Source organism: Streptomyces sp. P6-2-1 (assembly GCF_050613165.1).
Lineage (GTDB): Bacteria > Actinomycetota > Actinomycetes > Streptomycetales > Streptomycetaceae > Streptomyces.
Map to the genome: position 1 here is coordinate 6,646,793 of NZ_CP192513.1, position 13,814 is coordinate 6,660,606.

General features: G+C 74.3%; 14 protein-coding genes. 2 read left to right on the forward strand and 12 right to left on the reverse strand.

Annotated elements, in window-relative coordinates; genetic code table 11:
• Positions 1-92: 92 nt before the first annotated feature.
• Complete coding sequence (locus ACQYWQ_RS27980; RefSeq protein WP_431038496.1) at positions 93-761, reverse strand: enoyl-CoA hydratase-related protein; 669 nt, start codon at positions 759-761, stop codon at positions 93-95.
• 219 nt (positions 762-980) lie between these two features.
• On the opposite strand from ACQYWQ_RS27980, the gene ACQYWQ_RS27985 reads away from it, so the two are divergent.
• Both ACQYWQ_RS27985 and ACQYWQ_RS27990 read left to right on the forward strand, forming a co-directional pair.
• Positions 981-2,189, forward strand: coding sequence for an FAD-dependent monooxygenase (locus ACQYWQ_RS27985; protein WP_431038498.1), 1,209 nt, complete (start codon positions 981-983; stop codon positions 2,187-2,189).
• 153 nt (positions 2,190-2,342) lie between these two features.
• Positions 2,343-2,843, forward strand: coding sequence for a DUF1772 domain-containing protein (locus ACQYWQ_RS27990; protein ID WP_431038500.1), 501 nt, complete (start codon positions 2,343-2,345; stop codon positions 2,841-2,843).
• A gap of 10 nt (positions 2,844-2,853) precedes the next feature.
• Here the strand turns inward: ACQYWQ_RS27990 and ACQYWQ_RS27995 are convergent, their stop codons facing one another.
• From ACQYWQ_RS27995 to ACQYWQ_RS28045, 11 genes are all read right to left on the reverse strand, one after another.
• Positions 2,854-3,120: a hypothetical protein gene (locus ACQYWQ_RS27995; RefSeq protein WP_431038502.1), complete on the reverse strand. Its 267-nt coding sequence runs from the start codon at positions 3,118-3,120 to the stop codon at positions 2,854-2,856.
• On the reverse strand, positions 3,104-3,769 hold the full coding sequence (locus ACQYWQ_RS28000) for a TNT domain-containing protein (RefSeq protein WP_431038504.1): 666 nt from the start codon (positions 3,767-3,769) through the stop codon (positions 3,104-3,106). Before ACQYWQ_RS28000 ends, ACQYWQ_RS27995 begins: the two co-directional genes overlap by 17 nt.
• A gap of 144 nt (positions 3,770-3,913) precedes the next feature.
• Positions 3,914-4,558, reverse strand: a complete 645-nt coding sequence (locus tag ACQYWQ_RS28005) for a peptide deformylase (RefSeq protein WP_431038506.1) — start codon at positions 4,556-4,558, stop codon at positions 3,914-3,916.
• A gap of 31 nt (positions 4,559-4,589) precedes the next feature.
• On the reverse strand, positions 4,590-5,765 hold the full coding sequence (locus ACQYWQ_RS28010) for a cytochrome P450 (RefSeq protein WP_431039382.1): 1,176 nt from the start codon (positions 5,763-5,765) through the stop codon (positions 4,590-4,592).
• A 251-nt stretch (positions 5,766-6,016) separates the two neighbouring features.
• On the reverse strand, positions 6,017-6,724 hold the full coding sequence (locus tag ACQYWQ_RS28015) for a GTP-binding protein (protein WP_431038508.1): 708 nt from the start codon (positions 6,722-6,724) through the stop codon (positions 6,017-6,019).
• Complete coding sequence (locus ACQYWQ_RS28020; protein WP_164283995.1) at positions 6,705-7,073, reverse strand: DUF742 domain-containing protein; 369 nt, start codon at positions 7,071-7,073, stop codon at positions 6,705-6,707. The genes ACQYWQ_RS28015 and ACQYWQ_RS28020 overlap by 20 nt, the downstream gene beginning before the upstream one ends.
• Positions 7,070-7,489: a roadblock/LC7 domain-containing protein gene (locus ACQYWQ_RS28025; RefSeq protein WP_007819547.1), complete on the reverse strand. Its 420-nt coding sequence runs from the start codon at positions 7,487-7,489 to the stop codon at positions 7,070-7,072. The genes ACQYWQ_RS28020 and ACQYWQ_RS28025 overlap by 4 nt, the downstream gene beginning before the upstream one ends.
• A 132-nt stretch (positions 7,490-7,621) precedes the next feature.
• Positions 7,622-10,171, reverse strand: coding sequence for an ATP-binding protein (locus ACQYWQ_RS28030; RefSeq protein ID WP_431038511.1), 2,550 nt, complete (start codon positions 10,169-10,171; stop codon positions 7,622-7,624).
• Positions 10,172-10,380: 209 nt separating this feature from the next.
• Positions 10,381-11,241, reverse strand: coding sequence for an ABC transporter ATP-binding protein (locus ACQYWQ_RS28035; RefSeq protein ID WP_431038513.1), 861 nt, complete (start codon positions 11,239-11,241; stop codon positions 10,381-10,383).
• An 11-nt stretch (positions 11,242-11,252) separates the two neighbouring features.
• Complete coding sequence (locus ACQYWQ_RS28040) at positions 11,253-12,308, reverse strand: FecCD family ABC transporter permease (protein ID WP_431039383.1); 1,056 nt, start codon at positions 12,306-12,308, stop codon at positions 11,253-11,255.
• Positions 12,309-12,415: 107 nt separating this feature from the next.
• Entirely contained in the window at positions 12,416-13,510 is a 1,095-nt protein-coding gene (locus ACQYWQ_RS28045; protein WP_431038514.1) for a FecCD family ABC transporter permease, read from the reverse strand.
• Positions 13,511-13,814: the final 304 nt, after the last annotated feature.

Below are 13,814 nucleotides of genomic sequence, written 5' to 3' on the forward strand. Positions count from 1 at the left end.
GGCGGGACGGCTCCGGACGCCGCCCGCCCGGGCTCGTTCCGGCCGGGGCGGGGCGACCTGCGGCGGAAGCGCCGCCGCCGGACGTGGAGGCGTTACGCCTTCGTCGCCGTGCGCAGGGCGGAAAGGGCCTCCGCGTACAGGCCCTCCTTGATCTCGGCGCGGACCGGCACCGCCTTCGGGGCGAGAGCGCGGGCGCGGGTCATGGCCTCGGCGACGACCTGGTCCGCGTCCGCCACGGCGTCCACCAGACCGGCCGTCAGGGCCTCCGGGGCGGGGTAGCGGCGGCCCGTCGTCATCGCCTCGTGCGCCGTCGCCGGGGTCAGCCGGGAGCGGATGAGCGCCGTCATGCCCGGCTGGAAGGGGAGGCCCAGGTCGACCTCGGGGAGGCAGAACCAGCCCCGGTCCGCGCGCATCACGCGCACGTCGTGGGCCAGCGCCCACATCGCGCCCGCGGCGAAGGTGTGCCCCGTGAGCGCCGCGACCGTCACGACGCGCGAGGCGAGGGTACGGGCCAGGAGGGCGTGCACCCGGTCGAGATACGCCGCGTACTGGTCCCCGTGCGCCATGAGCCAGGCGAGATCGAGCCCGTTCGACCAGTACTTGCCCGTGCCCGCCGTCACCAGCGCGCACGGCCCCCCGGCCGCTTCGGCCTCGTCGAGCGCCCGCTCCACGGCGCCCAGCCAGTCCGGGTGGAACAGGTTCTCGCCGTCCGCGTCCAGGCGCAGGACGAAGACGTCCCCGTCACGGGTCAGTTCGGGCATGACGTGTTCCTTCCAGCGGGATGGCCGGCTGCGGCCGGGAGGGCGCCCACATGTTAACTGGTGAGTAACTTGCGGGGAAGCGATGCCGACCGGGGGAGTGGACCCGGCTCGCGGCCCCCCTGTCGCGCCCGCCGGCCCCCGCACCCCCTGCTACCTTCCTGCCGATTCCGACGGATACGTCACCGTCGGCCCCACACAAGCGACAGAGCGGGAGCGCACGTGAAGATCGTCTGTGCCGGAGGCGGCCCCGGCGGGCTGTACTTCTCGATCCTGATGAAACTCCAGGACCCCGCGCACGAGATCACCGTGCACGAACGCAACCCCGCGGGCTCCACCTACGGCTGGGGCGTCACCTACTGGGAAGAACTCCTCGACCGGCTCCGCGCCCACGACGAACCCAGCGCCCACGCGCTCCACTCCGCCTCGCTCCCCTGGAAGAACGGGCGCGCCCGCATCCGCGAGGAGATCACCGAGCACCACGGCGACCAGGGCTACGGCATCGGCCGCCACCGCCTCCTCGCCCTGCTCACCGCCCGCGCCCGCGACCTCGGCGTGGACGTGCGCCACGGCAGCGCCATCGATCCCGCCGCACCCCCGGCCGCCGACCTCCTCGTCGCCGCCGACGGCGTCGGCAGCACCCTGCGCCGCCACCACGCCCACCACTTCGGCCCCCGCCTCACCGAAGGCCGCAACGTCTACGTGTGGCTCGGCACCCCCAAGGTCTTCACGAGCTTCAGCTTCGCCTTCGTCGACACGCCGCACGGCTGGATCTGGTGCTACGCCTACGGGTACGGGCCCGAGGGCAGCACCTGCGTCATCGAGTGCGCCCCCGCCACCTGGCGCGGGCTCGGGCTCCACGCCGCCAAGGAGGACGCCCAACTCCGCACCCTCGAAGACCTCTTCGCCGGTCTCCTCGACGGAGCCCCGCTCCTGGGCCAGGACGCCACACACCCCGCCCCCGACTGGCGCCCCTTCCGCACCCTCACCACCCGCCGCTGGCACCACGGCAACCTCGTCCTCCTCGGCGACGCGGCCCACACCACCCACTACTCCATCGGTGCGGGGACGACGCTCGCCCTCGAAGACGCGATGGCCCTCGCCGGAGCGCTCGGCGAGGGCGGCCCGCGCGAGGCCGCCTTCGCCACGTACGAACGACGCCGCCGCAGGGAACTCCTCTCCGTCCAGAGCGCCGCACGCCACAGCGCCCACTGGTACGAGAACCTGCCCCGCTACATCGACCTCCCGCCGGAGCGGATGTTCGCCCTCCTCGGCCAGCGCCACTCCCCGCTCCTGCCCTACGTCCCGCCCCAGCTCTACTACCGCGTCGACCGCGCCGCCGAACGCCTCGAAGCCCTCCGCCGCCTCAAGCGCTGGCTCGGCCCCCGCCTCGCCCGCGGCCTCCAGGCCCGGGACGCGGAGCGCCGCTGACCACGGCGGAAGGGAGACGGCGGCGGAACAGGGGCCGGCGGCGGCAGGGAGACGGCGGCGGAAGGGCTTTGACGGCACCCGTGCCAAGCGATAGCTTCCAAGCCCCCTGTAAAGCAGGGGACTTGGTGAAAAATCGCCGCACACGGGGGAAGCATGAAGACGACGACGGGCGTGTCCCTGTTCCTGGCTGTCCTGGCCATCGGCCTCATGGCGGGCCTCTTCGCCGCCTTCGCCTATGCCGTCATGCCAGGACTCGGCAGGAGCGGTGACCGCACCTTCGTCGAGTCCATGCGGAACATCAACAAGGCCATCCTCAACGGCTGGTTCCTCACGCCGTTCGCCGGAACGCTCCTCCTCCTGGCTCTCGCGGCGCTGGGAGCCAGGAGCAGCGACGAGCACCGCGTCTTCTGGTGGGTGCTCGCCGCGCTCGCCCTGTACCTCGTCGTCCTCACCGTCACGGGCAGGATCAACGTCCCGCTCAACGACCGCCTCGCCGAAGGCGATCTCCCCCAGGCCGCCGAAGCGCTCGCCGCCGCCCGCGAGCGCTTCGAGTCCTCCTGGGTGGCCTGGAACATCGTCCGCGCCCTCGCGGCGACCGGCTCCTTCGCCTGCGCGGCCTGGGGACTCGTGCTGTACGGGCGCGCCACCGCCTGAACCGCGCGCCTCAGCCCAGGAGCAGGTGACGCAGGTGCGCGCACGCCGCCCGCTCGTCGGCGTGGTGCGCGTACGGGGTCCAGCGGCCCCGCTCGTAGCCGCCCGTCTCCCACCGTGCCGTGCCGCGGGGTGTGCGGCGCAGGTAGAGGAAGTCGGGCGGGAGCGGGGCCGGTTGGTGGACGCCTTCGATCCAGTAGACGGACGGGGGCAGGCCCGCCGCGCGCAGGGCGACGGCGAGCGCCGCCCGCGCGCCCTCGTCCTCAGCCGACGAGGGCACGCAGATAGCCGTGGTCGAGCAGCCACTTCACATTGAGGCCCTCGCCCTCACCCGGGTTGAGCAGCGCCGGGTCCAGCTTGATCTGCTGCCCGCCGCCCGGCTGCCCGAACCACGGAGCGATCCGCCCCTGCCACACCGTGAACCGCTTCGTCACCTCGTACACGTGGTAGCCGCACGGCGCGCTCTCCTCACGGGTGCCGAGGTTCTGCGGCGGCAGCGCGCGCTGCGCGTAGGCGTCGCCCGCGGGCGCGAGGAAGGCCCCGTACACCGAGCCGAACCGGTCCAGGCGCTCCCCGCGCCGCAGCCGCGTCGGTGTGCGGTCGGGCGCGCCGTTCGTCTCCGCGAAGCCGTCGTTCGGCGGGTACTTCCAGCTCCCGCTCGTCGCGTCGCCCTCCCAGTACTCCTTCAGGAAGGCGCGCTCCCCCAGCCCGCCGGTGCGCTTCCAGCCCTTCAGGAGCGGGCCCACCGGCTCCTCGCGCGGCCCCGGCAGGTGACGCGGGCCGAGTCGCGCGTCACCGTGGAACTCGCCCGTGCACGGGGCCGCTTGGGCGGCGGCGGCCTTGGCCGGCTTCGCGGCCTGGGCGGGGGCGGTGGCGAGCGCTGCGGTGGTGAGCGCGGCGAGCAGCAGCGCGAGCGGCTTGGCGGTCACGAAGGGGTACCTCCGGGCTGTACGGGCCCCGCGCGGACCAATCGGCGCGGGTGGTGACCCGCCGCAAGCTAGCCGGGCCGCGCCCCCGCGCCCGCCGCACGGGACCCGCACCCGGCGGAGTTCCCCCGAACGAGTGAGGCCGCGTCAGTCGCGCGCGAACCCCAGTTCCACGGAGGCCCGTTCGGGCGTGGGCTCGTTCCAGTACCGCAGCAGGTTCTCGTTCGACGTGAGCGAGCGCGGGAGCGCCCGGTCCACGTACAGCGTTCCCGCGAGGTGGTCCGTCTCGTGCTGCACGATCCGCGCGGCCCAGCCCCGCACCTCCTCGTCGAGCTTCGTGCCGTGCTCGTCCTCGGCGCGCAGCCGCACCACCGCGTGGCGCGCCACGACGGCCTGCCAGCCGGGCACGCTCAGACAGCCCTCGTAGAAGACCGCGCGCCGCTCGCCGACGCCCTCGTACACCGGGTTGACGAGCACGCGGTACGGGAGCGGCTCGCGCTCGCGCGCGCGGCGCACCTCCTCGGGCACCGTCGCGGGGTCTTCCACGACCGCGAGCCGCAGGGGCACCCCGATCTGCGGCGCTGCGAGCCCGACACCGGGGGCCTCGCGCATCGTGCGCCGCATCGCCGCGAGCAGACGGGCGAGCAGCGCGTCGGGCAGCTGGCCCTCGTACGGCGCCGCGGGCGCGCGCAGGACGGGGTCGCCCGCGGCGACGATCGGCAGGGGGCCCTCGGTGGCGAGCAGGCGCTCGACCCGCTCGGGCAGGGGCGGGGTGCTGGCAGACGTGGTCATGGGAGCAGTCTCGCAGGGCGCCCCGCCGGGGTCAGTCCCGCAGGAGGCCGGTCTCACGGGAGCGTGGCCGCCCCGCGCCGCGGTCCGTCCACTCCCGTACCCCGCCGGCCGAGAACACCACCGGCAGCTCCTCCAGGCCCCGCTTCCACAGCGAGCGCCGCCAGCGCAGCTCCTCGGCCTCCACGGCGACGGCGAGATCGGGCAGCCGGGCGAGGAGCGTGTCGATCGCGGTACGCGCGATGACGCGGGCCATCTGCGGCGACGGGTGCGGGCAGCGGTGCTCGCCCATGCTGAACGACAGGTGCGCCGTGCTGCCCTCGCCCATGCCGCCGTGCGGCCACAGCTCGGGATCGGTGTTCGCCGCCGCGAGGCCCAGCAGCACGCAGTCCCCCTGTTTGACCGGGCGGCCGCCCAGCTCCGTGTCGCGGGTCGCCCAGCGGCCCAGGAAGTTCTGCACGGGAGTGTCGAGCCACAGCGTCTCGGTGAGGGCCTCGGGGACCCCGACGCGGCCGCCCGCGACCTTGTCCGCGAAGCGGTCGTCGAGCAGGAGGAGACGCAGCGCGTTGCAGATCCAGTTCGCCGTGGGCTGCTGACCCGCCAGGATGAGCACCGTGAGGTCGTGCACCGCCTCGGCGTCCGTCAGCGCGGCGCGGTCCGTGACGAGGTACGAGGTCAGGTCACGCTCCGGCTGGGCCCGGCGCGAGGCCACGAGCGCCCCCAGTTGCTCGGCGACCCGCCGGTAGGCACCCACCGGGTTCTCGCCCCGCTCGGCGTCGAGCGTGATGCGCAGGTCCTCGGCGAGGTTCTCGGTGATCTCCTCACCCGCGGGCATCCCGCACAGCTCGATCATCACGCGCACGGGGAGCGCGTGCACGTACGCCTCAAGCAGCTCCACCTCGCCGTCGTCGACGAAACGGTCGATGAGCCGCCGCCCGACCGACTCGCACACGAGCGAGACGTCGTACATGTCCATCGCCTCCAGCGCGCGCGTGAGCGCGCCCGCGCGGCGCCTGTGCTCCTCGCCCTCGGCGAAGAACACCGAGGGCTGATAGCCCGCGTAGGCGAGGAGCGGCCAGTCGCCCGGGATGTTCTCCCACTGATGCCAGCGCCGCGAGTCGCGCCCGAACTCCTCGTCGTGGCTCGTCACATAGGCGACCTCCGGGTAGCCGAGGGCGAGCCAGGCGGGAATGTCGTCGTCGAGGAGCACGGGGGCCACGGGCCCGAAACGCGAGCGCAGTTCGCGGTACAGCTCGGCGGGCGGCCTGTCCGAGTCGAGGGACGACAGCCGTACCGGCTCGTCCTCCCAGCGGTCCCCGTGCGCGGGGCAGGCCGGCGGCGGGCCGCCCGAGGCGGTGGGGACGCGCAGCGCGGGCGCCGACGACTTCTTGGGCCGGTGGTCCCAGGGGCGCAGCGGTTCCGGGCCGTAGTCGTCCGAAGGGGGCGGGAAGAGCGGGTTCTTCATACGCCTGCCTCCTGCGCGAGGGCGCGGTGGTAGAGGTGGTCGACGAGGGTCAGCAGGACCTCCTTGCAGGAGGCGCGTTCGCGCGCGTCGCAGTCCAGGACGGGGACGTGCGCGGAGAGGTTGAGCGCGGCGCGGATCTCCGCGAGGCCGTAGCGCCGCGGGTCGTTCTCGAAACGGTTGACGGCGACGACGAAGGGCGTGTGGTGGGCTTCGAGGCGGTCGACGGCGTACCAGGAGTCGGCGACCTTGCGGGTGTCGACGAGGACGACGGCGCCGAGGCTCCCGGCGAAGAGCTGGTCCCACAGGAACCAGAAGCGCTCCTGTCCGGGGGCGCCGAAGAGGTACAGCACCGTGCGTTCGTTGAGCGTGATGCGGCCGAAGTCGAAGGCGACCGTCGTGGTGGTCTTCGACTCGACACCGGCGAGGTCGTCGACGCCCTCACCGGCCTCCGTCATGATCTCCTCGGTGCTCAGCGGGCGGATCTCGCTCACCGCGCGCACCATCGTCGTCTTGCCGACGGCGAAGCCGCCGACGACGACGATCTTCACGCCCTGCTCGGCGGTCGCGGGCAGGGGAGTGCGCGGGCCCGGGGGCGCGGTGGCCTGGGCGGGCACGGCGTCGGAGGGAGGAACCGCGGGGGCGGACGCGGTGGTGGGCCCCGCGGGGGTCGTGGGGGTGACGGATTCAGAGTCTGCGCAGCGCATGGAGCACCTCTTCGAGTACGGCGGTGTCCGGCCCCGTCGTCCCCGCCGCGCGGGCGGCGGGGCGCGGGGAGCGGACGCGGATGTGCCCGGCGGCGAGCAGGTCCTCCAGCAGAATGCGCGTCACCACCACGGGGAGTCCCAGTTCGGCGGAGAGTTCGACGACGGCCACCGGGTGCTGGCACAGGTCCAGGACGCGCTGGTGCTCGGGGCCGAGGTCCCGCGCCCGGTCCGTCTCGCGCACGACCAGGGTGACGAGGTCGAAGACGCGCGAGCCGGGCGCGGTCCTGCCGCCGGTGACGAGGAAGATCCGGTCGGGTTCGCCCACGTCGGCCGGACCGCGTGGCGTCACGGGGTACCGGCGTTCGGTGCGGGGCTGCGCGGTTCGGCGCGCAGGTGGGCGCCGATCGCGCCGACCAGGTGGCTCATCTCCTGTCCCACGTACTCGGGGTCGGCGTTCTCCTCGGCGACCACCGCGAGGTGCGCGCCGTCGCCCGCGTCCACGATGAACAGCTGTCCGCCGTAGTACGCGGTCATGGAGTGCCGCACACCGCCGCGGCGGTCACCGAACTCGACCGAGGCGCCCTGCGCGAGCGCCTGGATGCCCGAACAGATCGCGGCGAGCTGGTCGGCCTGGTCGAGGGGGAGGTCGGGGGTCCAGCAGAGTTTGAGGCCATCGCGTGAGAGGACGAGGGCGTGGCGGGTTCCCGGGGTGTGGTCCAGGAGTTTTTCGAGGAGCCAGTCGAGGCTGTTGTCGGTGGTGGGCATGGTGTGCGCGGGCGGTGTCCGGGCGGGGGCACGGACAGCTGCCCTTGTCTCCAATCACGTGCGCCGGTCCTCGGCCGCCACGGGGGCGGCCGAGGGCGGGGCGGGGGGAACTCGGGGCGGCCCTGCCGGGGCTCAGGGGGTTTCGCGCTCCGGCCGGGTGGTGGGGGGCGGGGTGGGCTCGGGGGACCGGGTGCCGTGCGGGCCCTCGGCGGGGGAGTGGCCCGGTGGTGCGGCCGGGTCCGGTGCGGTGGTGGTGCCGGTCGCCGTCCGCCCGGTCGCCTCCGCCTCGCGGGCGGCGCGGCCCGCGCGCATCGCGCGGTCGAAGCCGCCGAAGCTGCGTCCCACGTCCTGCTGCGGAGCCGCCGAGGGGGTCTCCCCGGCGAGGAGTTCGGCGATCATCTGGTCCACGGCGGCCATCGTCCGGCCCGGCGGGCGGACGGGGAGGCCGTTCTCTGTGGAGACGAGCGGCCCGAGGCCCTGCAAGGGGTCGAAGAACAACTCGCCGCTGTCGTCGCCGAAGAAGCGCGCCCGCGCCCCGTCCGGGTCGGCGCGGAAGCGTTCGCGCTCCATGAATCCGGGCACCGGGTCCTCGCTGTCGGGTGCGTCGGGCGGTTCCTGCGTGTACGGGGCCGAGCCGGGCGCGGGGGCCTGGTGGCGCGGCGCGGGGAGCGGTCCGTGCGTTCCGGGGCCGCGGGTGGGGAGCGGCGGCGGGGCGGAGGCGGACGGGGTGTCCTGGGCGGGGCCGGCGGGCAAGGGGGCCGCGGGGGCGGGGTGCCCGGACCCGGCGGGACGCGGCTCGGGCCCCGTACCACCGGGCCCCGTCCCTGTGCCGTACGTGTCCGTCCTCGTGCCGTACGGGTCGCTCGCGCTGCCGTTCGCGTCCGTCCCGTGCGCCCCGCTCGCCGGTGCCTCCCGCGTCGCCGCTGCCCCGGACGCTTCCGGGTCCGGTCCGTCGCGGTACGGGTCCCTTCCCGTCACCTCTTCGTAGGCGGTGGGCGGTTCGCTGTCGTACGGGTCGGCGCCCTCGGGGACGTACGGAGCACGCTTCTTCCTCGCGGACGGCTCCCCCTCGCCGCGCCTGTCCTCGGCCTGGCCGGGTGCGGGCCTGCCGATCCAGGGGGCCGTCAGGCGCTCCAGCTCGGACGGGGGTTCGGGCGGCGGGAGCGGGGTGCCCGCCTCGGCGGCGGCCCGTGCGCGCTCCTCCTTGTGGGCCTTGACCCACTCCCTGTGCTTGGCCAGGGCCTCCTCGTGCGGGAGGTCGCGGTCGAGCGGCGGGGCGACGGGAGCGGTGATCTCGGGGAGTTTCTGCTCGACGACGAGTGCGGGGTGCTGGGGGTTGCGCTCGGCGATGTGCACGGAGGGGAGCAGGACGACGAAGCCCGTACCGCCGCGTGAGGAGGGCCGGATACTCACCTCGATCTCGAAGCGGTGGGCGATCATCCCGACGACGTTGAAGCCGTAGTGGTGGTTCTTGAAGTCCGCGAGATCGAGGACCTTGCCCGCGAGGCAGTCCTCGACGTATTCGCGCATCGCCCAGGGGATCTTCATGCCGCTGTCCTCGATCGTCACGACGATGCCGGCGGGGCGCTCCTCGGCGTAGACGTGCACCTCGGCGGTGGGCGGCGAGAACTGCGTGGAGTTGTCGATGAGTTCGGCGAGGAGGTGCATGATCGCCTCGGCGGAGCGGCCGACGATCGACAGTTCGCAGTCGCAGTGCAGCACGACCCTGCGGTAGGCCTCGATCTTGCCGATCGCGCCGCGCAGGATGCGGTACATGACGATGGGCCGGGTCCAGATCCGGCTGCCGCGGCCACCGACCATCCACGCGATGCGGTCGGCGGCGAGGGCGAGCCGCGAGGCGGTCTCGTCGAGGAAGAAGAGGTCCTTGAATGCCTCCTGGCCGTACCGGAACTGCATGTCCTGGAGGCGGTGCAGGACTGTCGCGTTGCGGGCCTGAACGCGGGTGAGGCTGTGCCTGACCATGCCGTAGGCGACTTTGGCGCGGCGCATCCCGTAGTGCGCGGACCACGCGAACTCGTCGAGCGCGGCGCGCAGCCGCTCGTCCTCGGGGAGTGGGACGCGGTGCAGCGCGTCGCCGTGGTTGCGCAGTTCGGCGAAGCGGGCGACGACGGGGGGCACCGTCTCGTGCGCGAAGGTCTCGATGTCCCTGTCGAGGCGCTCGGCGCGCCGCGCGGCCTCGACGCCCAGCGCGCGGGCGTCGCGCGCCGCCATGTGCGCGGAGCCGAGCGCGGTCGCGACGGAGTGCAGGGCCGCGCGCAGCGAGGGATCGGAGGGCAGCGAGAGGGAGTCGAGCGCGCGCGTCGGGTCCTCGCCGTCGGCGAGCCGCGCGCCGAGGTCGGGCAGGAGGACGCGGACGAGCCTGGCGATCTCGGCGGAGTGCCCGGAGAGCGCCTCGCGGGCCTCGGTACGGGCCTGTTCGGCACGCTCGGCACGGCGCCTGTGCACCCGGACGAGCAGGGCCGACCAGATGCCGGCGAGGACGAGGAGCAGCCAGCAGACCCCTGCTGTCGTCCCCGTCCAGACCTGGGCCGCCGGGGGTGCGGCGGTGGTCACGGCCACGGCGCCGACGGCCGTGAGGGCGAGCAGGAGCAGGGGCGGAGCGGCCCGGGGCAGGCGCCCGGGGCGGCCCGCGCGGCGCGGTCGGTGAGCGGTCACTGGCATTCCGCGGTTCCCTCGGTCTCGACGGTGGGGGAGGGGAGTACGGGGACGTACGAGACGCGGATCGGGGCCGCGTGCGGGTCATGCTAACCATGCCGAAGCGGGGCTGATGGGGTGCTGTACGGGCATAGCGCCCGATGGGGGTGTTTACTGCCGAATCCCTTTCACGGATGGGGTGATTGTGGTAAAGGAGGCTGGTTTGCCGGGCGGGTTCACTCCGCCCGGCTGAAGTGACGCCCTATCGGGAGGACGAGGGGTGTGCCGGACACGGGGTCGGGCACGACGCGGCAGTCCATCGCGAAGACCTCGCGCACCAGGTCCTCGGTGACGACCTCGGCGGGCGCGCCCTCGGCCACGACACGGCCCTCGCGCAGGGCGATGAGGTGGTCCCCGTAGCGGCAGGCGAGGTTGAGGTCGTGCAGGACGGCGACGACCGTCGTGCCGCGCTCGCGGTTGAGGTCGGTGACCAGGTCGAGCACGTCGACCTGGTGCGGCAGGTCGAGGTAGGTCGTCGGTTCGTCGAGGAGCAGGATGCCGGTGCGCTGCGCGAGCGCGACCGCGATCCACACGCGCTGGCGCTGGCCGCCGGAGAGTTCGTCGACGGGCCGGTCGGCGAGGTCGAGCGTGTCGGTCGCCGCGAGTGCCTCGGCGACGGCGGTGTCGTCCTCGGCGCTCCAGCGCCGGAAGAGTCCCTGGTGCGGGTAGCGGCCGCGGCCCACGAGGTCGAGCACGCGGATGCCGTCGGGGGCGACGGGGGACTGCGGCAGGATGCCGAGCCGCGCGGCGACCTCGCGCGAGGGGACGGAGCGGATGTCCTTGCCGTCGAGCAGGACTTCACCGGCCGTGGGGCTCAGGAGCCGCGCGAGCCCGCGCAACAGGGTGGATTTCCCGCAGGCGTTGGGCCCCACGATCATGGTGACCCTGCCGGTGGGCACCGCGGTGCTCACCCCGGTGACGACACCGCGCTGCGCGTACCCGAGGTGCAGGGCGCGCGCTTCCAGGGTGCTGGGCGGGGTGGCGGGGCTCGCGGGGGCGCCCGTGGTGAGGGCGGCCGGGGCGGGGGTACGGGGCATGGGTGTGGTCCTCATCGTGTTCGGCCCCCGTGGCCCACGCGGCCCGCGCGGGCCAGGAGCCACAGGAGACAGGGGGCGCCGACGGCGCCGGTGACGACGCCGACGGGGTAGCCGCTCCCGCCGGGCAGGTGCTGGGCGAGCAGGTCGCAGCCGAGCAGGAGGCTCGCCCCGCACAGCGCCGCCGTGCCGAGCACGGGGCCGCCGCGCCCGCTCAGGCGGCGGGCGAGCGGCCCGGCGAGGAAGGCGACGAAGGTGACGGGGCCTGTCGCCGCTGTCGCGACGGCGGCGAGGCCGACGGCGGCGAGCACGAGCCACAGCCGTCCCGCCTCGACGCGCAGCCCGAGGCCCGCCGCCGTGTCATCGCCGAGCGCGAGCGCGGGCAGGACGCGCGCGGCGAGCGCGACCGTGAGCGGGAGCAGCGGGATCAGGCAGAGCAGCAGGGGGCGTGCCGTGTCCCAGTCGGCGCCGCCGAGGCTCCCGGTGAGCCACAGCATCGCCTCCTGCGCGGTGTGGATCTCCGCGCGCGTCGTCAGGTACGAGATGACGCTGCCGAGCACGGCCGAGATGCCGATGCCGACGAGCACGAGGCGGTACCCGCTCACGCCCCGCCGCCAGGACAGCGCGTACATCACGACGGCCGTGAGCACCGCGCCGACGACGGCGGCGAGCGAGACGGAGGCGCCGCCGACGTGGAACACGACGATCGCGAGGACGGCGCCCGTGCTCGCGCCCGAGGTGATGCCGATGACGTCGGGGCTCGCGAGCGGATTGCGCACGAGGCTCTGGAAGACGGCTCCCGACATGCCGAAGGCGGCGCCGGCGGCGAGCGCGGTGGCGAGGCGCGGCAGCCGTACGTGCTGGACGATGAACGCGGAGGCGGCGTCGCCCTGCCCGGCCAGCGCGCGCGGTACCTGCGCGAGCGGCACGGTGAAGTCCCCGGTGCTCAGCGCGAGGCAGGTGAGCACGAGCAGCAGCGCGGTGAGCGTCCCGGTCACGGCGAGGAGCCGCGGCAGGGTGCCGCGGCGCACGCGGCGCAGGGCGCGGAGGGTGTCGGGCGTGACGGGCAAGGGGGCGGGGCGGGCCGGGACGGGGGAGCCGGTGGTGGTGCCGGGGGCCCGGCGGAGGGCCGTGGCGCTCGCGTGCGCGGCGCCGGGGACGGCGGTGGGGTCCTCGGTCACAGTTCCGCCAGCCTGCTCTTGCGGACGAGGGCGATGAAGACGGGGGCGCCGATGACGGCGGTCACGATGCCGACCTCGATCTCGCCCGGCCGGGCCACGACGCGGCCGACCACGTCGGCGACGAGCAGCAGCGCGGGCGCGAGGACCATCGCGTACGGGAGGACCCAGCGGTGGTCGGGCCCGGTGAAGGCCCGTACCGCGTGCGGCACCGTGAGCCCGATGAAGCCGAGCGGTCCGGCGAGCGCGGTCGCCGCGCCGCACAGGAGCACGACCGACGCCGAGCAGAAGACGCGCGCGAGCGCCGGGTTCTGGCCGAGGCCGCGCGCCGCGTCGTCGCCGAGGCCGAGTGTGTTGAGCATCCGGCCCGACAGGAGCGCGCACACCGCGCCGACCGCGAGGAAGGGGCCGGCCTGCGCGGCGATGCCGAGCCCGCGCCCGGCGAGCGAGCCGACCTCCCAGAAGCGGAACTGGTCGAAGGTCTTCGTGTCGCCGAGCAGGATGGCGCGCGTGAAGCTCAGGAGCCCTGCGCTCACCGCCGCCCCGGCGAGCGCGAGTTTGACGGGCGTCGCGCCCTGCCCGCCGAAGGAGCCGACGAGGTGCACGACGAGCGCGGCGAGTGCCGCGCCGGCGAAGCCGAACCACACGTACCCGGTGAAGGACGTGACCCCGAGTACCCCGATCGCGAGCACGACGGCGAAGGAGGCGCCCGCGTTGACGCCGAGCAGCCCGGGGTCGGCGAGCGGATTGCGGGTCAGGCCCTGCATGAGGGTCCCCGCGAGTCCGAGCGCGGCCCCCGCGAGGAGCCCCACGACGGTGCGTGGCAGGCGCAGCGAGGTGACGACGGTCTGGTCGTCGTCGGACGGGTCGTGGTGCAGGACGGTGTTCCACACGGTGTCCAGCGGGACGGACTTGGCGCCGATCGCGAGGCTCGCGAGCACCGCGAGCACGAGGACGGCGAGCGCGAGCACGAGACCGGCGCCGAGGGCGCCGCCTTTGCGGCTCCGTGAGGGCGCGGCGGCGGGTGCGGTGCGGGCGGCGGGTGCGGTGACGGCGGCGGGTGGTGGCCCCGCGGCCGTACGGGGACTGGACATGGACGACTCCTCCGAAATAAGGGAAGGCTAACCTCATATTTGAGCGCCTTATTTCGGTTGGAAAGCGCATGAATGCGGGCGAATATCTCGTCTGTCTGATCGTTCACGGTCATGAGATGTCGATGAACGGACATGCGGGGCGGGCGGTCCTGTCCGGGGCGCGCCACCTGTCGCCTCGTTACCGCGCGCGTGGGCAAGGGTGGTTGGCGGCGGGCGCCCTCGCGGCGCCGGGTCTCCCCCTCCGCCGGTGCTGACCGGGTGGCGGTACGACGTGTCCGAGTGGTCCGCGGGGATGTGTGCGGCT